General features: G+C 57.8%; 4 protein-coding genes. All 4 read left to right on the top strand.

Annotation, left to right across the window (positions count from 1 at the left end; genetic code table 11):
• The first annotated feature begins 694 nt into the window (after positions 1-694).
• The 4 genes from ACX9GT_RS17515 to ACX9GT_RS17500 all read left to right on the top strand — a co-directional run bounded on the left by ACX9GT_RS17515 (position 695) and on the right by ACX9GT_RS17500 (position 22,075).
• Entirely contained in the window at positions 695-16,894 is a 16,200-nt protein-coding gene (locus ACX9GT_RS17515) for an Ig-like domain-containing protein (RefSeq protein ID WP_473187965.1), read from the top strand.
• A 162-nt stretch (positions 16,895-17,056) separates the two neighbouring features.
• Positions 17,057-17,956 carry an OmpA family protein gene (locus ACX9GT_RS17510; RefSeq protein WP_473187964.1) on the top strand — a complete coding sequence of 300 codons (900 nt, stop codon included), beginning with the start codon at positions 17,057-17,059 and terminating at the stop codon, positions 17,954-17,956.
• A gap of 387 nt (positions 17,957-18,343) precedes the next feature.
• Positions 18,344-20,593: a type I secretion system permease/ATPase gene (locus tag ACX9GT_RS17505; protein ID WP_473187963.1), complete on the top strand. Its 2,250-nt coding sequence runs from the start codon at positions 18,344-18,346 to the stop codon at positions 20,591-20,593.
• 303 nt (positions 20,594-20,896) lie between these two features.
• Positions 20,897-22,075 (top strand): HlyD family type I secretion periplasmic adaptor subunit, encoded by a 1,179-nt coding sequence (locus tag ACX9GT_RS17500; RefSeq protein WP_473187962.1) that lies wholly within the window; start codon positions 20,897-20,899, stop codon positions 22,073-22,075.
• Positions 22,076-22,079: the final 4 nt, after the last annotated feature.

The raw sequence follows: 22,079 nt of genomic DNA, 5'->3' as shown, positions 1-22,079 counted from the left end.
TTGTGCTTTTTGCTGTTCACGAAACAGGAAAACGTTGGCAATGTTCTATGATCTTCCTCCCCGTTTAGAGATGCAGCCTGTGGTGTGCAAGTTCAAGGTCGCTACTGGCAGATTTTCGAACTGAGCGACTCAACTCCCAGCATAGGGCGTTGAACTTGTCCGCGATAACAATTTCTACTTCTTGAGTGACTCATGGTTAATGAAATTTATGGGTGCCAATATGCACTCATACTATTTCTTTTTTTCTATCCATTAAAAATAAACCCTTATCTTATGTGTTATTTTTTATTAAATGTTGAATTAGAATAATCCTAAAAAATCACTAATTTTACATTAGTAGTAATGGATTATTTATTTAATCCAAGGATTATTTTTTCCTATAATTGTGTGAATTTTTGTGTTTTTTTTAATTGAAAATACATTAAAAACAATGGCTTATTTTTGTTTTTGATTGGGTGGGTCTTATTTTTACTTAGCGTGATGTTTTTGTGTGGTTATACCCCGATTTGGAGGCGTCATTTGAGGGAATAATTGGTGATAAGATGTTCGGTGATTAACTCGTATAACAGTACGAGGATAGGTTGCTATCAGGGAATGTAATTAAATTTTAATCGGAACTACGTCTGGAGTTATGACATACATGGATAAAACAATAGTTCTGGCTGTTAACAGCGGAGAAGGAAAAACCCGGCTGTTGACTGCGAACGCAAACAAGGCTGTTAAAGTTAAACTGATTCACGGTAATAAATACCTGTTGAAAAACTTGGGTAACGACTTTGCACCGGAGAATATTACCCTGGTACGTGTAGGCAAAGCGCTACATGTCATCCAGGAAGGGGACACTAAAGCCAGCATCATTATTGAGGATTACTTTAATGGTGATGCCAACAACCCGGTACTGCTGGGGATGGCCGAAGATGGGCAACTGTATGCCTATGTACCGTTATCTGGTGAAGGCTACGAACATGGTTATCTGACCGGTGAAGGTGAGTTGTCACCAGCCGCTTTAGGCGGCCCCGCTTTAGGTAGCGGCAATGGGATATTTACCTCCTCAGATGACGATCATAACGCCTTGTTTGGCCTGCTCGGTTGGGTCGCTGCGGCGACGGCGATCGGTGCTGGTGCCGCTATTGCCTATCATAACCGTAACAACGGTGACAACAACCCGGCTGACACCACCCCACCGGCCAAACCCGCTATCGGCGAGGCGCTGGACCAGAAGGGCGCTATCACCGGCGTGATTCAGAACGGCAGCGTCACCGATGAAACCCGTCCTGTCCTGAGTGGTCAGGGCACCCCTGGCGACACCATCACCCTGTATGACAACGGCCAGGCCATCGGCAGCACCGTCATTGATGGCAATGGTAACTGGACATTGACCCCTGACACCGACCTGGGCGAAGGCTCGCACCAGTTGGTGATCACCGAGACCGATCCGGCGGGCAATGTCAGTTCTCCGTCCGACTCTCTGAATTTCAACGTCGATACCACCCCTCCGGATGCACCGGGCCTCCAGCATGTCATGGATAAAGTCGGCGACACCGTGGGTGAAATTACAGCCGGCGGCATGACCGACGATCCGCGTCCTGAACTGAGCGGCAGCGGCGAAGCCGGCAGCACCGTCACCATTTATGACAATGGCACCGTGATTGGTGAAACCGAAGTCAACGAAGATGGCCGCTGGTCCTTCAAACCCGACACCGACCTGACCGACGGCAGCCACACCCTCACCGTTTCCCAGACCGATCCGGCGGGCAACCAGAGCGAGCCGTCGGGCGGTTTGACCTTCACGGTCGATACCCAGGCTCCTTCCCAGCCGTCTATCGGCAGCATTCTTGACAATACCGGCAGCGTCACCGGCCCGTTGACCAACGGCAGCGTGACGGATGAAACCCAGCCACAGCTGAACGGGGTGGGTGAACCGGGTAGCGTCATCATTATCACGGATAACGGCAAGCCGCTGGGCTCTACCGTGGTCGACGATCAGGGCAACTGGAGCTATGTCGTTGATGAACCCCTCACTGAGGGCAGCCATCAGCTCGTCGTCACTGAGGTGGATCAGGCTGGCAATAGCAGCGTACCGTCCAACCCGATTGAGATCGTGGTCGATACCACCGCTCCGGGCAAACCGGATGTGGCGCAGGCGCAGGATAATACCGGGCCGATCACCGGGCCTATCGTCAACGGTGGCTCCACCGATGACACCCAGCCCAAACTGAGTGGCGTGGGTGAGCCGGGCAACACGGTCAACATTTATGACGGCGGCGAAAAAATCGGCTCCGTGGTGGTGGGTGACAACGGCAAGTGGAGCTTTACACCAGAGACCCCGTTGGCTGAAGCCGATCACAGCATCACCGTGACCGAAACCGATCCGGCCGGTAATGAAAGTGCCCCGTCCGAGTCCTTGAACTTTACCGTCGATACCACACCGCCGCTGGTGGGCCCGGATCATCTGGCCATTACCGCGGTGGAAGACCGCGTGGGCGATCGCCAGGGTGCCGTGGATAACGGCGCGGTGACCGACGACAGCCAGCCGCTGATCAGCGGTATCGGCACCGCCGGTGACACCGTGTTTGTTTACACCACCGACAGCGCCGGTCAGCATCTGATTGGCAGCGCCGTGGTGCAGCAGGACGGCAAATGGAGCATGACGCCTGAGCTGCCGCTGCTGGAAGGCGACAACCACCTGGCGATCGTGGCTCAGGATCCGGCGGGCAACCGTACCGATCTCTCCTCACCGAGCTATGACATCAGCCTGTTTATTCCTGTCTCCTCCGAACCGGCGATCACCAGCGTGGTGGATAACACCGAGCCGCATGTTGGGCCTTTGCAGAAGGGCGATGTCACCAACGACAGCACCCCGACCCTGAGCGGCACCGCCGAAGCGGGCAGCACAGTGATCATTTCTGACAACGGTCAAGTGCTCGGTTCAGTCACCGCTGATGCCAACGGCAAGTGGAGCTTCACGCCGGAAACGGCGCTGAAAGACGGCAGCCACAGCCTGAACATCACCGCCATCGACGCGGCGGGCAACGTCAGCGCGCCAAGCGGCAGCTTCGGCATTGTCATTGATACCGTGGCCCCGGCGGCACCGGGTGAAGTGATCATCACCGACAACGTGGGTGAGAAGACCGGTGAAGTGAAGCCGGGCGAGACCACCGATGACCGCTCACCGACCCTGAGCGGGAAAGGTGAGCCGGGCGACACCATCACGGTGATCGACAACGGCAACGTGATCGGCAGCAGCGTGATCGACGAGAACGGCAACTGGACGTTCACCCCGAGTGAGCCACTGGACAACGGCGAGCATAATCTGAGCACCACCGTGACCGATCCGGCCGGCAACGTGAGCGAGCCCAGCCCGGGCGTGAACATCGTGGTGGACGACACCCCGGTGCTGGTTCAACTGGGCTCCGTCAACGACAACGTGGGGCCGAATACCGGCAACCTGCAACCGGGCGATGTGACGGACGATGCACGTCCGGAACTGAACGGCAGCGGCAAGCCGGGCAGCGTGGTGACGGTGAAAGACGGTGACACCGTGCTGGGCAGCACCACCGTGAAGCCGGACGGCAGTTGGACCTTTACGCCAGAGACCGACCTGGGTGAAGGCAACCACAGCCTGACCGTGACCGCAGAAGATGCGGCGGGCAACCGCGTGACCTCCCCGGCGTTTGAGCTGAAGGTGGACACCGAAGCGCCAGCACAGCCGGTGATCGGCGGGGCGATAGACGACGTGGGCGACGTGCGCGGGCCATTGAGCAGCGGCAGCGTGACCGACGACGCCAACCCGACCTTCAACGGCACAGCGGAGCCGGGCAGCGTCATCAAGGTGTACGACAACGACAAACTGCTGGGCTCGGTCACGACCGACAACAACGGAGCCTGGACGTTTACCCCGACCACCCCTCTGGTGGAAGGTGAACACAGCATCACCACCACGGCGACGGACACCGCAGGTAACACCAGCGCACCATCCGCGCCGTTCGATCTGACCACCGACTACACCGCGTCACCGACCGGGCCAGAGTTCCTGGCGATCACCGGCGTGGAAGACCGCGTGGGCAGCGAGCAGGGCACCATTGTGTCTGGCGGCATTACCGACGACAGCCAGCCGTTGATCAGCGGTATCGGCACCGCCGGTGACACCATTATCGTGTACGCGGCCGATGCCGCAGGCAATCACCCGATTGGCAGCACCACCGTGCAGGCCAATGGCACCTGGTCACTGACGCCAGCCACGCCGCTGCTGGAAGGCAACAACCAGTTGACCATCGTGGCGGTCGATGCGGCAGGCAACAAGACCACGCCAAGTACCCCGTCGTATGACCTCAATATTGACATCACCGTGCCGACGCAGCCGGCGATCACCAGCGTGGTGGATAACACCGAGCCGCATGTTGGGCCTTTGCAGAAGGGCGATGTCACCAACGACAGCACCCCGACCCTGAGCGGCACCGCCGAAGCGGGCAGCACAGTGATCATTTCTGACAACGGTCAAGTGATCGGTTCAGTCACCGCTGATGCCAACGGCAAGTGGAGCTTCACGCCGGAAACGGCGCTGAAAGACGGCAGCCACAGCCTGAACATCACTGCCACCGATGCGGCGGGTAACGTCAGCGCGCCAAGCGGCAGCTTCGGGATTGTCATTGATACCGTGGCCCCGGCGGCACCGGGTGAAGTGATCATCACCGACAACGTGGGTGAGAAGACCGGTGAAGTGAAGCCGGGCGAGACTACCGACGATCGTTCCCCGACCCTGAGCGGGAAAGGTGAGCCGGGCGACACCATCACGGTGATCGACAACGGCAACGTGATCGGCAGCAGCGTGATCGACGAGAACGGCAACTGGACGTTCACCCCGAGTGAGCCACTGGACAACGGCGAGCATAATCTGAGCACCACCGTGACCGATCCGGCCGGCAACGTGAGCGAGCCCAGCCCGGGCGTGAACATCGTGGTGGACGATACCCCGGTGCTGGTACAACTGGGTTCCGTCAACGACAACGTGGGGCCGAATACCGGCAACCTGCAACCGGGCGATGTGACGGACGATGCACGTCCGGAACTGAACGGCAGCGGCAAGCCGGGCAGCACAGTGACCGTGAAAGACGGTGATACCGTGCTGGGCAGCACCACCGTGAACCCGGACGGCAGTTGGACCTTTACGCCAGAGACCGACCTGGGCGACGGCAACCACAGCCTGACCGTGACCGCGGAAGATGCGGCGGGCAACAGTGTGACCTCCCCGGCGTTTGAGCTGAAGGTGGACACCGAAGCGCCAGCACAGCCGGTGATCGGCGGGGCGATAGACGACGTGGGCGACGTGCGCGGGCCATTGAGCAGCGGCAGCGTGACCGACGACGCCAACCCGACCTTCAACGGCACAGCCGAACCGGGCAGCGTCATCAAGGTGTACGACAACGACAAACTGTTGGGCTCGGTCACGACCGACAACAACGGAGCTTGGACGTTTACCCCGACCACCCCTCTGGTGGAAGGCGAGCACAGCATCACCACCACGGCAACGGACAAAGCGGGCAACACCAGTGCGCCATCCGAGTCGTTCGACCTGACCACCGACTACACCGCGTCACCGACCGGGCCAGAGTTCCTGGCGATCACCGGCGTGGAAGACCGCGTGGGCAGCGAGCAGGGCACCATTGTGTCTGGCGGCATTACCGACGACAGCCAGCCGTTGATCAGCGGTATCGGCACCGCCGGTGACACCATTATCGTGTACGCGGCCGATGCCGCAGGCAATCACCCGATTGGCAGCACCACCGTGCAGGCCAATGGCACCTGGTCACTGACGCCAACCACGCCACTGCTGGAAGGCAACAACCAGCTGACCATCGTGGCGGTCGATGCGGCAGGCAACAAGACCACGCCAAGTACCCCGTCGTATGACCTCAAGATCGACATCACCGTGCCGACGCAACCGGCGATCACCAGCGTGGTGGACAACGCCGAGCCGCATGTTGGGCCTTTGCAGAAGGGCGATGTCACCAACGACACGACCCCGACCCTGAGCGGCACTGCCGAAGCGGGCAGCACAGTGATCATTTCTGACAACGGTCAAGTGATCGGTTCAGTCACCGCTGATGCCAACGGCAAGTGGAGCTTCACGCCGGAAACGGCGCTGAAAGACGGCAGCCACAGCCTGAACATCACTGCCACCGATGCGGCGGGTAACGTCAGCGCGCCAAGCGGCAGCTTCGGGATTGTCATTGATACCGTGGCCCCGGCGGCACCGGGTGAAGTGATCATCACCGACAACGTGGGTGAGAAGACCGGTGAAGTGAAGCCGGGCGAGACTACCGACGATCGTTCCCCGACCCTGAGCGGGAAAGGTGAGCCGGGCGACACCATCACGGTGATCGACAACGGCAACGTGATCGGCAGCAGCGTGATCGACGAGAACGGCAACTGGACGTTCACCCCGAGTGAGCCACTGGACAACGGCGAGCATAATCTGAGCACCACCGTGACCGATCCGGCCGGCAACGTGAGCGAGCCCAGCCCGGGCGTGAACATCGTGGTGGACGATACCCCGGTGCTGGTACAACTGGGTTCCGTCAACGACAACGTGGGGCCGAATACCGGCAACCTGCAACCGGGCGATGTGACGGACGATGCACGTCCGGAACTGAACGGCAGCGGCAAGCCGGGCAGCGTGGTGACCGTGAAAGACGGTGATACCGTGCTGGGCAGCACCACCGTGAACCCGGACGGCAGCTGGCGCTTTACGCCAGAGACCGACCTGGGCGACGGCAACCACAGCCTGACCGTGACCGCAGAAGATGCGGCGGGCAACAGCGTGACCTCTCCGGCGTTTGAGCTGAAGGTGGACACCGAAGCGCCAGCACAGCCGGTGATCGGCGGGGCGATAGACGACGTGGGCGACGTGCGCGGGCCATTGAGCAGCGGCAGCGTGACCGACGACGCCAACCCGACTTTCAACGGCACAGCCGAACCGGGCAGCGTCATCAAGGTGTACGACAACGACAAACTGTTGGGCTCGGTCACGACCGACAACAACGGAGCCTGGACGTTTACCCCGACCACCCCTCTGGTGGAAGGTGAGCACAGCATCACCACCACGGCGACGGACACCGCAGGCAACACCAGCGCACCATCCGCGCCGTTCGATCTGACCACCGACTACTCTGCACCGGATGTGAGCCAGGTGGCGATCACCGGGGTGGACGATGCCGTAGGTGCAATAAAAGGCAATGTGGCGGTGGGCGGTATCACCGATGACAACCGTCCGACCATCAAGGGCACCGGGGCGGAAGCCGGTAACACCATTACGGTGTACAACGGCACCACTCTGATTGGCACCGCGACGGTCCAGGCAGATGGCTCCTGGTCATTGAAACCGACCCTGCCACTGGCAGACGGTCTGTATGCCCTGACCGCGAAGGAAACCGACCTGGTGGGCAATACCACCGTGGCTTCACCAGAGTATGGCTTTACGGTGAGCACCCAGGCTCCGGCAGCCCCGGTGATCGGCTCGGTGGAAGACGATGTGGCCCCGCATACCGGTGCGTTGCAGAAGGGTGATATCACCAACGACAACACCCCGACCCTGAAAGGCTCGGCGTTGCCGGGTGGCACCGTGACCGTGTACGACAACGGTACGGCGATCGGCAGCACCACCGCCGATAACAACGGTGCGTGGAGCTTTACGCCATCGACCCCACTGGGTGAGGGCAACCACAACCTGACGGCCTCGGTTACCGACAGCATCGGCCAGGTCAGCCCGAGCACTGGCGGCTTCGGTATCGTGGTTGACACTCTGCCACCGGCACCGGCCACCGATCTGGTGGTGACCGATGACTTTGGTAATGTGAAGGGCCCACTGATGACGGGCAGCATCACCGACGACAACACGCCAACCTTCAGCGGCAAGGCCGAAGCAGGCAGCGTGGTCAAGGTACTGGATAACGGCAACGTGATCGGCAGCACCACCACGGATGCGAACGGCAACTGGAGCCTGACGCCAAGCACCCCGCTGACCAACGGTGCACACGACTTCACCACCACGGTCACCGACAGCGCGGGCAACACCAGTGCCGAAGGGGAACACCTGGCAGTGACGGTAGATGTGGTGCCGGGTCAGGTACAACTGAGCGGTCTGGTCGACGACGTGGGCAGCGTGCAGGGCACCATCGTGCAGAACGGCGTGACGGACGACACCCGTCCGACGCTGAACGGCACGGCGAAGGCCGGCAGCGTGGTGACGGTGAGCGACGGCAGCAATGTGCTGGGCAGCGTGACGGCGGACGGCAGCGGCAACTGGAGCTTCACGCCAGCGGTCGACCTGGGTCAGGGTGCACACAGCCTGAACGCCAGTGCCAAAGATCCGGCGGGCAGCATCAGCACCAGCGGCAACTGGGCGTTTACGGTTGACTCGGTCGCCCCTGTTGCACCGACCATTGACTCAGCGGCCGACGATGTGGGCAGCGTGCAGCCACAAAACATGACCAGCGGCAGTGCAACGGACGATCCGACGCCAACGCTGTCGGGCCGTGCGGAAGCCAACAGCATTGTGAAGGTCTATGACCAGAACGGATTGCTGGGCTCGGCGCAGACCGACGCTACCGGCCAGTGGAGCTTTACACCGACCAGCAAGCTGGCGGAAGGCGAGCACCGCTTTACGGTCACGGCGACGGACGCGGCGGGTAACATCAGTACGCCATCCAACACCTTTACCCTGACGCTGGACTTCAGCGCACCGGACGCCAGCAAAGTGGCGATCACCGGTGTGGACGATGCCGTAGGCGCAATAAAAGGCAATGTGGCGGTGGGCGGTATCACCGATGATAACCGTCCGACCATCAAGGGCTCCGGGGCGGAAGCCGGTAACACCATTACGGTGTACAACGGCACCACTCTGATTGGCACCGCGACGGTCCAGGCAGATGGCTCCTGGTCATTGAAACCGACCCTGCCACTGGCAGACGGTCTGTATGCCCTGACCGCGAAAGAAACCGACCTGGTGGGCAACACCACCGTGGCTTCACCAGAGTATGGCTTTACGGTGAGCACCCAGGCTCCAGCAGCCCCGGTGATCGGCTCGGTGGAAGACGATGTGGCCCCGCATACCGGTGCGTTGCAGAAGGGTGATATCACCAACGACAACACCCCGACCCTGAAAGGCTCGGCATTGCCGGGTGGCACCGTGACCGTGTACGACAACGGCACGGCTATTGGCAGCACCACCGCCGATAACAACGGTGCGTGGAGCTTTACGCCATCGACCCCACTGGGTGAGGGCAACCACAACCTGACGGCCTCGGTGATGGATAGCATCGGCCAGGTCAGCCCGACCACCGGCGACTTCGGTATCGTGGTTGACACCCTGCCTCCAGCGCCAGTAACCGATCTGGTGGTGACCGATGACTTTGGCAATGTGAAGGGGCCACTGACGGCGGGCAGTATCACCGACGACAACACGCCAACCTTCAGCGGCAAGGCGGAAGCGGGCAGCGTGGTCACCGTGCTGGACAACGGCAAGGCGATCGGCAGCACCACCACGGATGTGAACGGCAACTGGAGCCTGACGCCAAGCACCCCGCTGACCAACGGTGCACACGACTTCACCACCACGGTCACTGACAAGGCAGGCAACACCAGTGCCGAAGGGGAACACCTGGCGGTGACGGTAGATGCCGTACCGGGTCAGGTACAACTGAGCGGTCTGGTCGACGACGTGGGCAGCGTGCAGGGCAACATCGTGCAGAACGGCGTGACGGACGACACCCGTCCGACGCTGAACGGCACGGCGAAGGCCGGCAGCGTGGTCACGGTGAGCGACGGCAGTACGGTGCTGGGCAGCGTGACGGCGGACGGCAGCGGCAACTGGAGCTTCACGCCAACCACCGATCTGGGTCAGGGTGCACACAGCCTGAACGCCAGCGCCAAAGATCCGGCGGGCAGCATCAGCACCAGCGGCAACTGGGCGTTTACGGTCGATTCGGTGGCACCGAACGCACCGTTTATTGACGCGGCAGCGGATGATGTGGGCAGCGTGCAGCCACAAAACATGACCAGCGGCAGTGCGACGGACGATCCGACGCCAACGCTGTCGGGCCGTGCGGAAGCCAACAGCATCGTGAAGGTCTATGACCAGAACGGATTGCTGGGCTCGGCGCAGACCGACGCTACCGGCCAGTGGAGCTTTACCCCGACCAGCAAGCTGGCGGAAGGCGAGCACCGCTTTACGGTCACGGCGACGGACAAGGCGGGTAACATCAGCGATCCGTCCAACACCTTTACCCTGACGCTGGACTTCACACCACCGGATGCCAGCAAAGTGGTTATCACCGGGGTGGACGATCAGGTGGGTGAGAACAAGGGCAACGTGGTTGCCGGTGGGACCACCGATGACAACCGTCCGACCATCAAGGGCACCGGGGCAGAAGCCGGTAACACCATTACGGTGTACAACGGCACTACCGTGATCGGTACTGCGACGGTCCAGGCAGATGGCTCCTGGTCACTGAAACCGACCCTGCCACTGGCAGACGGTCTGGCGACGCTGACCGCGAAAGAAACCGACCTGGTGGGCAACACCACCGTGGCCTCGCCGGAGTACGCGATCACTGTGATCACCGTACCCCCACAGGCACCGACCATCACCAGCGTGGAAGACGATGTGGCTCCACACACCGGTGCGTTGCAGAAGGGCGATATCACCAACGATAACACCCCGACCCTGAAGGGCTCGGCATTGCCGGGTGGCACCGTGACCGTGTACGACAACGGTACGGTGATCGGCAGCGTCAAGGCGGACAGCAACGGCGCGTGGAGCTTTACGCCATCTACCCCACTGGGTGAAGGCAACCACAACCTGACGGCGTCGGTTACCGACAGCATCGGCCAGGTCAGCCCGAGCACTGGCGGCTTCGGTATCGTGGTTGACACCTTGCCTCCAGCGCCAGTGACCGATCTGGTGGTGACCGATGACTTTGGTAATGTGAAGGGCCCACTGATGACGGGCAGCATCACCGACGACAACACGCCAACCTTCAGCGGCAAGGCCGAAGCGGGCAGCGTGGTCACCGTGCTGGATAACGGCAACGTGATCGGCAGTACCACCACGGATGTGAACGGCAACTGGAGCCTGACGCCAAGCACCCCGCTGACCAACGGTGCACACGACTTCACCACCACGGTCACCGACAGCGCGGGCAACACCAGTGCCGAAGGGGAACACCTGGCGGTGACGGTAGATGTGGTGCCGGGTCAGGTACAACTGAGCGGTCTGGTCGATGACGTGGGCAGCGTGCAGGGCAACATCGTGCAGAACGGCGTGACGGACGACACCCGTCCGACGCTGAACGGCACGGCGAAGGCCGGCAGCGTGGTCACGGTCAGCGACGGCAGTACGGTGCTGGGCAGCGTGACGGCGGACGGCAGCGGCAACTGGAGCTTCACGCCAGCGGTCGACCTGGGTCAGGGTGCACACAGCCTGAATGCCAGTGCCAAAGATCCGGCGGGCAGCATCAGCACCAGCAGCAACTGGGCGTTTACGGTTGACTCGGTAGCCCCTGTTGCACCGACCATTGACTCGGCAGCGGATGATGTGGGCAGCGTGCAGCCACAAAACATGACCAGCGGCAGTGCAACGGACGATCCGACGCCAACGCTGTCGGGCCGTGCGGAAGCCAACAGCATCGTGAAGATCGCCGATCAGAACGGGTTGCTGGGCTCGGTACAGACCGATGCTACCGGCCAGTGGAGCTTTACCCCGACCAGCAAGCTGGCGGAAGGCGAGCACCGCTTTACGGTCACGGCGACGGACGCGGCGGGTAACATCAGTGCGCCATCCAACACCTTTAGTCTGACGTTGGACTTCACACCACCGGATGTCAGTAAAATTGCCATCACAGGTGTGACGGATAACGTGGGTAGTGTGACCGGGCCGGTTAACCAGGGCGGTATTCTGGACGATCGTAAGCCAGTGATTAAAGGAACCGGGGCAGAAGCTGGGGATACCATTACGGTTTCCACTACTGATGCTGATGGCAACACCAAGGTGCTTGGCACCACAACCGTGGCCAGCGATGGTTCATGGGAATTGACGCCAACCGGGTCACTGTACGATGGCTTGAACAAGCTGACCGTAGCAGAAACCGACAAGGTGGGTAATACCGCCAAGCCGGGCAGTAGCTATGACGTCACCCTGTCGTTGACGCCAGGTGCACCGACTATCGGCAGCATTGTCGATGATAGCGGGGCGACTCATGTCATCCTGACAGACGGTGCCTTGACTAAGGACAATACGCCAACGTTGAGCGGTACTTCAGCGGTTGCGGAAGGCGACACTATTACCATTTACAATGGTAATACCGTGGTAGGTACGACTACGGCCGGCCCTGGTGGTAACTGGAGCTTTACGCCAACCACCAAACTGCCGGATGGTGCTTACAACTTTAGCGTGACGGGAACCAACAGTGCTGGGCAAGAGAGTGCGCACAGCGGCTCTCAGGCGATCACCATTGACGCAACGCCACCGAATCCGGTGTCGAGCCTGACTGTCAGCGATGACGTAGGGTCTGTACAGGGAACATTGGTTAACGGTGCCGTGAGTGATGACAATACGCCAACCTTCAAAGGTAATGCGGAAACCGGCAGCACGGTCACTATCTATGCCAATGGCGATGTGATTGGCAGCGTGACGGTCACCAGCCCAGACGGCAGTTGGGTCTATACGCCGACGGCAGCATTGCCGGATGGTAATTACCAGTTCGCCACTGAAGTGACGGATAAAGCGGGCAACAGCAGCGGCAAAGTTGATGGCATTGCTATCACTGTCGATACGGTGCCAGGCGATCTGAAACTGCAACAGGTGATCGATAACGTTGAGCCTGACAGCGGTACACGTCTGTTGAACAATGGTGATGTGACTAACGACAGCACACCAACGTTCGTGGGCACTGCGACTGCGGGCAGCACTGTCACCATCAAAGATGGTGCCAGTACGGTTCTGGGCAGCGTGAAGGTTGACACCTCAGGTAACTGGAGCTTCGAACCGGGAACCGTATTGAGCGAAGGTGTTCATAACTTTGTGGTCAGTGGTACTGATGCTTCAGGTAATGCGTTAACGCCGATTAACTTCAGCTTGACCATTGATACTGTGGCACCTGTGGCACCGAATATTACCGATGTTGTGGACAACACCCTGCCTGTGCTCGGTACCGTGATCAGCGGTCATGCGACTAACGACACGACGCCTGAAATCAAAGGCACGGCGGAAAAAGACAGCACCGTTCAGATTTATAATCAGATCGATGCGTCAAACCGTGTTCTGTTGGGGACGGCGCTGGCTGACACCAATGGCCAGTGGGTGTTGATACTGACCGATGACAAGGCGTTAACCGACGGCAGCTACACGCTGGTTGCGGTTGCTACCGACAAGGCGGGTAACGTCGGTGCAGCCAGTGCACCATGGACCATCATTGTTGACACGGCGATTTCGGATGCAGCTATCGCGATTACGTCGATCAGTGATGACCTGGGGGTCAGTAACTCTGACTTTAACACCAGCGATACCACGCTGTTGATTAACGGCACGCTGAACAAAGCGCTGCTGGCCGATGAGTGGGTCGAAGTCAGTGTGGATGGTGGCAAGACCTGGACCAAGGCGGCCAGCACCACGGCCAGCAACTGGACGGTGGATCTGCAAAGCCAACCGCTGAGTTCGGGTAACTACACCATCGATGCGCGGGTGGTTGATCAGGCAGGCAATATCGGCAGCACCGATGCGCATGCACTGACCATCGCTACCGGTGGGCCGAACCTGAATGGCTTGACCACCACTACGGGGATCACTACCGATACCAGCAATGGTCTGGTGAGCGGCGATCTGTTCAGCCACAGTGCGACGGCAACCAACAACGATATGGTCACCCGTGACCGTACCGTAACGTTGAACGGCAACCTGAGTGCGGCATTGCAGGCCAACCAGTATCTGCAGATCTCGCTGGACAACGGTATCACCTGGAAAACGCTGCTGTCACAGAGCGGAAGCCAGTGGAATTACACGCTGGATGCGGTCACGCAGAGCACCACGGTGGGTTACCAACTGCGGGTGATTGATTCTGCCGGTAACGTTGGCACCAACACCCAATTTGCCAACAGTTATCAGGTGGTGATCGATCTGGAAGCGCCGGACAGTATTCTCGGCGCACCAAACGTGCCGCAGATTGTGGATAACACCACCACGTTCGTCTTCAACAGCAGCACTTATGGCAAGGTTGAGGCCGGGGCGATTGTTTCGCTGGTCAGCGATGTGAACCGTAACGGTACCTACCAGGAAGGTCTGGATCAGGTTATCGGGTTTGCCAAAGTTGCCGCGGACGGTACCTGGACATTGAGTACCACACTGCCCTCTGGCGCGCATAACATCGCGTTTATGGTGTGGGATGAGGCGGGTAACCGTTCAGCCATGAGTTCCTCCACCAGCATTGGGGTTACCGATGGCGGCGGCAGTACGCTGATTCAACAGTCGTGGGGCGGCACGACCGATGCAGAAGGCTATGGCCTGAACGCGGCGGCAGTGACCATCAGCCAGGACGGGTTGTGGTCGTTCTTCCAAAGCGTGCGTGGCACTTCAGGGACCACGACGGCTAACGCCGGGCGTGTCTATAACGCCACCTCGCAGGAGGATTACACCTCAACGTATCTGGCACAGCCATCCACCACCAACGGGGCTGGCTATAACGTTAACGAGGCGGGCTATGGCCGCTTTATCAACTCGGCCACCTTTGCGGATATCAACCGCGATGGTCTGACCGATGTGATGTCGCAGGTCAGCTCTTATGGTAACGGGGGGCGTACTGCTTACTGGATGCAGAATGCCAATGGCAGCTACACGGCGCAGGCGCTGGATCAGGGTACCCTGAACCACCTGGGGGGCGCGATTGCCTATGACCGTGAGGGTGATGGCTATCTGGACTTCGTGTTGGCCGACTCAGAGTCGGACTCCATTTCGTTTATCAAGAACGTCAATGGGACGCTGACCTATGAGAATGGTACGTACACGAGTGGTGGCACTGCACCTAATGGGCACCCTGGTGGGGTCATTCCTGCCGCGTTGAGCGTGTTGCACGAAGTGGGGGCGGTCGATATCGACAACAACGGCACGGTGGATATCACTGCGCACATCGACTACAACGGCGCGGGTGTCTACGCTGGCAACGGTTCACGTGGGCTGGGGATCCTCTACAACCAGACCAACGGCACCACCTCGACCACCTTTGGTCAGGTGGGCTATTACGCCAACGTGTTCCGCAGTGACGGTGCAGATGACTACGGCAACCTGTCGATCTCGATGACCTATGCCGACTACAACGGGGATGGCTGGCTGGATCTGTTCCTGAGCCGCGGGGCGAAAAATGCGGCGGACGGTAACGAAAGCCGTATCTACCTGAACGACAAGACCGGCAAGCTGATGGCCACCGATGCGCAGGCGCTGTGGTTCGGTGACAGCCTGGATGGCGGAACGTCGCTGGCGGTGGACTGGAACCACGATGGCAAGATGGACATCATCGAAGTGCCACGCTCCGGTGTGACCGGCAGCCCGACGCTGTACCTGAACCAGGGTAACAATGTCTGGGGAACCAATGCGGTCAAGCTGACCAGCGGAACCTACAACAACCTGACGGGGGCGGTAGCGCTGGACTACGACTGGGACGGCTCGATGGACCTGGTGCTGTACCGCTCCGGCGCTGACGCCGCGGTGGTGTCTGGCGATGCGTCTGCACCAACGTTGCTGGTGAAAAACACCAACATCGCGGCAGACGGGACCAGCCTGCAGATCCGTATTGTTGACGGCAACGGCATCAATACCTTCTACAGCAACACCGTCAAGCTGTATGACTCGCAGGGTAACCTGGTGGCGACGCAGCTGATTAACCCGCAGGCGTCCGGCTCCAGCAACAGCATGGGCCTGGTGAGCTTCTTCGGGTTGAACCCGGACGAAGTGTACTCGGTACAGCTGCTGCGCATCACCAACGGTACGGCTAACCACGTCGGAGCCTTTGCCGGTGAGCAGGGTGGCAATATCAACACCACGGTGAATGAAAACTGGGGTGGGTTGACGACCGGCAAGGCGCATGATGCTTATGTGCTGACGGCGGAAAACACCAACGATGCCAACAATACCATCGGCACCGGCGGGATCATCGGCACCGGGTATAACGACACCTTCTTCGGTTCAGCGGGTGACGATACCTACACCGGGGGTGGCGGCTGGAACCAGGTGGTGAGTGGTCAGGCGGTCTGGAGTGCCTCTGCGGGCATGGACATCGTCGATTACAGCCGTTCATCAGGTGCCATTACGGCCAACCTGTGGACGGGGACCGCGACGGGCCAGGGTAACGACAAGCTGGTCAGTATCGAAGGCTTGATCGGCAGCAATCAGGGCGACACCTTCACCGACAACTCGGCAAACAACCTGTTTGAAGGCCGGGGTGGCGATGATACGTTCTACCTGACTAACGGGGGCAACGACACGCTGATGTATAACGTGTTGGCGGGTATGGCGAATGACGGGACGGGCGGTAACGGTCACGACACGGTCCATGGCTTCCACGTTGGCAACGTCGTCACTGACAAAGACGCCGACCTGATCGACCTGAGCGATCTGCTGGACTACAACGGCCCGATCTCCTTCTTCCAGGATGATGGCAAGATGGAGCTGGACTACTCTTCCCAAGGTATTCTCAAGTACCTGAAGGTGGAGACTTCCGGCAGCGATACGGTGATCAGCATCGACCGTGATGGCCAGGGCGGGCAGCATGCCTTTACCAGCGTAGTGACGTTGGCGAATGTGCATACCGATCTGGAAACGTTATTGCAGAATAACCAAATCATTGTTTAACCGGTAACGGAACCCGCAGTGTAAAAACTGCGGGTTCTATTTTGTTGTTATTTAATTATCTGGTAAACATTTTTGGATATATCACCCTGTGGGTGTGATAACGGATCCGAGAAAATTGTCGCCGTTTATGGATAAATATATCAGGTGAGCCTGGAGCATATAATGAAAGCTGTTCGTAATGGATTTAAATACGTCAATATTGCAGTATTAACTTTAGCTGCGGGATTGTGTTCTTTTACCGCATCTGCTGAGTCGGTATACAACAATCAATCTTCTGCTGATACCACAAGCGCTTATCGTCCTGTGGCGAAAGTCGTACCTGAGTTGGCTCAGGTCGTCTTCTATTATCCACAGGGTAATCTTCCAGCAACCGTCAATGTGGATCGCGAACTGCAATCCGCATTGTTGCCTGGCGAGTTTACGGTATTTTGTGTGGCACCGGGCGGGCATGCGATTGAGTCCTACTTCCAGGATCAGCCGCTGTATCAAGGGAAAAAGAATCCAGCCCATCAGCTGAGTGTCAAGGGTTCAGAGACCTATTTCCTGCAAGTGAATCCGGGGGCAAATGGCAGTACGGCGGCCTTGGTTGAAAGGGCGACAGCAGAAGCTGAGCTGAAGTCTATGCACAAGCAAACGCGTATTATCAACCGTGCTTCACAAGTCAAACCTTGTGAGTATGTCAACGGTGGCGGCGCAGTGCTGATTCAGGAAAGCGTACAGTTCCGTTTTGGCAAGAGCAGTTACGGTTCTATTTTGCCGTCCTCAGTGGCTAAATTGGATAACGTGATTGCGTTTCTCAAGCAGGGAAATAACGTCGCCGACATTCAGTTGGTAGGTTACACCGATGCTATTGGTAACCCAGAGTCAAATCAGCGCTTGTCACAGGCCAGGGCTAATACCATCCGCGAGGCATTGATCAGCGCTGGCGTCAGCGAGAGCCTGATCACTAACGTCAGTGGCATGGGCGTGGCTCAAAGTGCCGAAGGCTGTGTGGCCAGTGCCAATCATCAGGGGGCGGGCTGTAATGTCAACAGCCGCCGTGTGGATATTATTGTCAGATAATAATAGTCCAATTCTGATTTAGCATTGTTAAACAAAGGGCTACATAGAAATAGGGTGGCCCTTCTATTTTTTGACATTATTAACGGCAGAGATACAGAGAGGTTTAATTTCTAGCGTTACCCGCGGAATTCCTTGCCATTTTATTTTTTGGCTGTTAAAAATATATATTCAAATATCCCCATTCAATAGTTCAATCAATTTGACTTTTTGTTTCCGTTGGTTACACAAAAAGGCTTTTCTAGGCATTTTCTTATTTTTTTCGACTGTATTTTAAGTAGGCACTTACGTTCTTTCTTGCGGTGGTTAATATATTGTCTGTGTTAAGATATATCTAATGTTTAGCTTGGATGCTAAATCACAGTCTTTAAGTAAAACCAGGGAAAGATTATGAGTGAACAATTGTCGGTGTCTTCGGAGTTACCGGAGATTCCTGAGCCTCCGGCGATTCAGTCGCGAGAATTTGACAATATAGAAGACCATGGCAGAGATTCTTTGCTGTGGGCCGTTGAATGGTTGTGTAAGCACTATAACAAGCTGGCCAGTAAAGAAGTGCTGTACGCCGGGTTACCGCGTGGCGACAAGTTAGAGCCTGAATTGGCGCTGCGCATGCTGGATCAGATTGGTATCGCTGCCGGTTGGATCAAGCGCGATCTGGCCAAAATCTCCTCTTATTTATTCCCGTTAGTGGTCGCTCGCAGTGATGGTACCTACTGTGTTGTCGCCGCGCGCACCGGTAAACGCGGAAACTATGAGTATCAGGTGGTGGTACCTGAAAGTGGTGGCACCCTCAGCATTGCGGAAGCGGAGTTGTCAACCAATGGCTATGCCATGGTGGCAAGCCCTAAACCCAAGCTGGATGTTCGTCTGGACGATGACATTCTGCCGGAAGCCAATCGCGAAGGGCACTGGCTGTTTTCTACGCTGTGGCGTTATCGGCACTATTTTTACAGTGCGGCCACGGCGGCACTGCTGGCCAACATCCTGACGCTGGCCAGCACCTTCTTCACCATGAACGTCTACGATCGCGTCATCCCCACCCAGGCTTACGTCACCTTATGGTCATTGGCGATTGGGGTGCTGATTGCCATTGTGTTCGAATTCACCTCCAGGCAGGTTCGTACCTATTTAATTGATGTAGCAGGGAAAAAAGCCGATCTGATTGTCGGGGCGAAACTCTTCCGCCAGGTGATGGCGATGCGTATGGAGAGCAAACCACAATCAACGGGAACCTTCGCCAACCAGTTGCGTGACTTCGAGGCCGTGCGTGATTTTGCCACCTCGGCCACGCTGTCGACCCTGTCGGATCTGCCGTTTTGCATCCTGTTCATGTTCGTCATCTACCTGATTGGTGGACAACTGGCGATAGTGCCGCTGGCGGCGGTACCGATCATCTTGCTGGTCAGCGTGATCATCCAATGGCCGCTCAGCCGTTACATGGGTGAAAACATCCGTGAGATCTCGCAGAAACAGGGGATGCTGATCGAGTCCATCGAAGGCATGGAAGCGCTGAAGGCGGCTCAGGGGGAAGGCGTGATGCAAAAACGCTGGGACGATATCAGCGCGTTGGCCGCCGCGTCTTCCATGAAAACCCGTTACCTTTCCGCGCTGACCTCGAACTTTGTCACCTTTATGCAGCAGGTGTGCACCGTGGTGATCGTGGTGTTTGGTGTCTATTTGATCCATGCGGGTGAACTCACCATGGGATCGATGATCGGGGTGGTTATCCTGTCCGGCCGTTCACTGGCGCCGCTGGCGGCGGTGGTTGGGCTGGCATTACGCTATCAGCATGCCAAAACGGCGTTGAAGTCACTCAATCAGTTGATGGAGTTACCGACGGAACGCGATCCGGCGATTAACTACCTGCCGACACCGAAATTTGACGGCAACCTGAGCCTGAAAAAGGTGGCTTTTGCTTACGCGGTGCCCGGTATGATGGTGCCGCCGTCGATCCTGGATAATATCAATATCACCATCAAGGCGGGTGAGCGGGTGGCGATTATTGGCAGCATCGGCAGTGGCAAGTCGACGCTGTTGCGGGTGATGGCGCGGATTTATCAGCAGCGCAGCGGCCAGATCTCGATTGATGGCGTTGATGCGACTCAGGTCGATCCGGCGGATTGGCGTGCGGCGGTCGGGTATGTCGGCCAGGATTGTCGGCTGTTCAGTGGCACCTTGCGCTTTAACGTGACGATCGGCAAGCCGAGCGCCAGTACAGAAGAGTTCCTGCGCGTTGCCCAGATGACCGGGTTGGATCGTATCGCGGCCAGGCATCCGCTGGGCTATGACATGCCGGTCGGGGAGATGGGTAACGCGTTGTCCGGTGGGCAGAAACAGCTGGTTGCTCTGGCACGTTGTCTGCTGCTGCGGCCGAAAGTGCTGTTGATGGATGAACCGACCAGCTCCATGGACGCAATGACGGAAACCCTGTTTATTCGCCAACTACAGAAAGCGATAGAAGGACAAACGCTGGTGATTGTGACGCACCGTATGTCAGTGCTGAATATTTTTGACCGTTTGATCGTTCTGGATGATGGGCACGTCATGGCCGACGGCCCGAAAGATCAGGTCATTGCCATGCTGAGTGCCAACAGTCAGAAGAATGGCGCGAAAGTGACCCAGCTGAATCAGCCACATTAATCTCAATCAGGCGGCGACAATAGCAATACCCACTCTGTTTCAAGATGCAGATAGCTCCGGCTTTTGCCTCTTGGAAAGTGCTGGCTATCTGCCAACAAGGAATAACGAATGAGCACGGATGACATTACATTAGCCACCTCTGATGATGCTGAGATAAGCCATAAAAAAGGTGTGAGAATAAAAGAGACTGAGGCAAAGACAATTACAGTGAATGCGGTAGACAGAATTGAATCCCAGAAAAAAAATAAGCATAAAAAAGATAATCAGCCCAGCGGAAAAATAGAATCTGAAGACCTGCGGTTTATGAATGATTTGCAGGCGGCGTTAATTTCACAAAAGACGCCGTTCAGCATGATCATGCTCTATACCATCGCACTGGTGGTGGCGGTGGCATTGATCTGGGCGCATTTTGCCCGAGTAGAGGAAATCACCCGTGGCGACGGGAAAGTGATTCCTGCCAGCCGTGAACAGGTGATACAGAGCCTGGAAGGCGGGATCCTGGAAGAGCTGAACGTGCGAGAAGGGGATATTGTCGAGAAAGGGCAGGTGTTGCTGAAGATGGATCCGACGCGTGCGGGCTCCAGCTACGGCGAATCCTTGTCGAAAGTGTTGGGGCTCAAGGCGACGATAGCGCGCCTGCGTGCACAGTCTTATGGCACCGCGCTGGTATTTCCGCCCGAGGTGCTGGCGGTTCCCAGCATCGTGAATGATGAAACCCAGGCCTACAACGCCCAACTGAGAACCCTGAATGAGAGCGTGGATGCGCTGAAGAAAAGCCTGTCGCTGGCGGAAAACGAGGTGCAGCTTTCTGCGCCCCTGGCCAAAAAAGGGCTGGTGTCGGAGGTGGAAATCCTGCGTCTGCGCAGGCAGGCGAATGAGTTCCAACTGCAGATTGCCGAACGCACCAACCGTTTTCGCTCTGATGCCAACAGCGAACTGAACAAGCAGGAGTCAGAGCTGGCTCAGGCTGAAGAAATCCTGCGTGGCCGCGAAGACGTGATGCAGCGCACCACCATTGTTGCCCCGGTGCGCGGAACGGTCAATAACATCCGCACCACCACCCGGGGCGGGGTGATCCAGCAAGGGGCCGAGATCATGACGATCATCCCTCTGGAGGATAACTTGCTGGTTGAGGCGCAGATTAAACCGGCGGACGTGGCGTTCATTCACCCAGGTTTACCTGCCACGGTCAAGATCACCGCTTATGACTATGCCATTTATGGCGGGCTGAGTGGCGTGGTGGAGCATATCAGCTCCGATACCTTGGTTGATGAGGAAAAAGCCCGTTCCGGTCGTGGGGATTCAACCTATTACCGTGTGTATGTGCGTACTAACCAGGCAGCCTTGCATGTGAAAGACAAAACGTTTCCGATCATTCCCGGCATGGTCGCTAATGTTGAAATTCGTACCGGAGAGAAAACGATCCTATCCTATATTTTAAAGCCCGTATTAAAAGCCCGTGAAGCATTCAGGGAGAGATGATCTG

This window comes from Serratia sp. YWN4 (genome assembly GCF_055790845.1).
Note: the sequence above shows the minus strand (reverse complement) of the source record. Positions and strands in the feature narration are given on the sequence as shown.

Excerpts from the sequence above, each read along its gene's own strand:
- ACX9GT_RS17510 (WP_473187964.1), top strand. The coding sequence starts at position 17,057 with ATGAAAGCTGTTCGTAATGGATTTAAATACGTCAATATTGCAGTATTA.
- ACX9GT_RS17505 (WP_473187963.1), top strand. The coding sequence starts at position 18,344 with ATGAGTGAACAATTGTCGGTGTCTTCGGAGTTACCGGAGATTCCTGAG.
- ACX9GT_RS17500 (WP_473187962.1), top strand. The coding sequence starts at position 20,897 with ATGAATGATTTGCAGGCGGCGTTAATTTCACAAAAGACGCCGTTCAGC.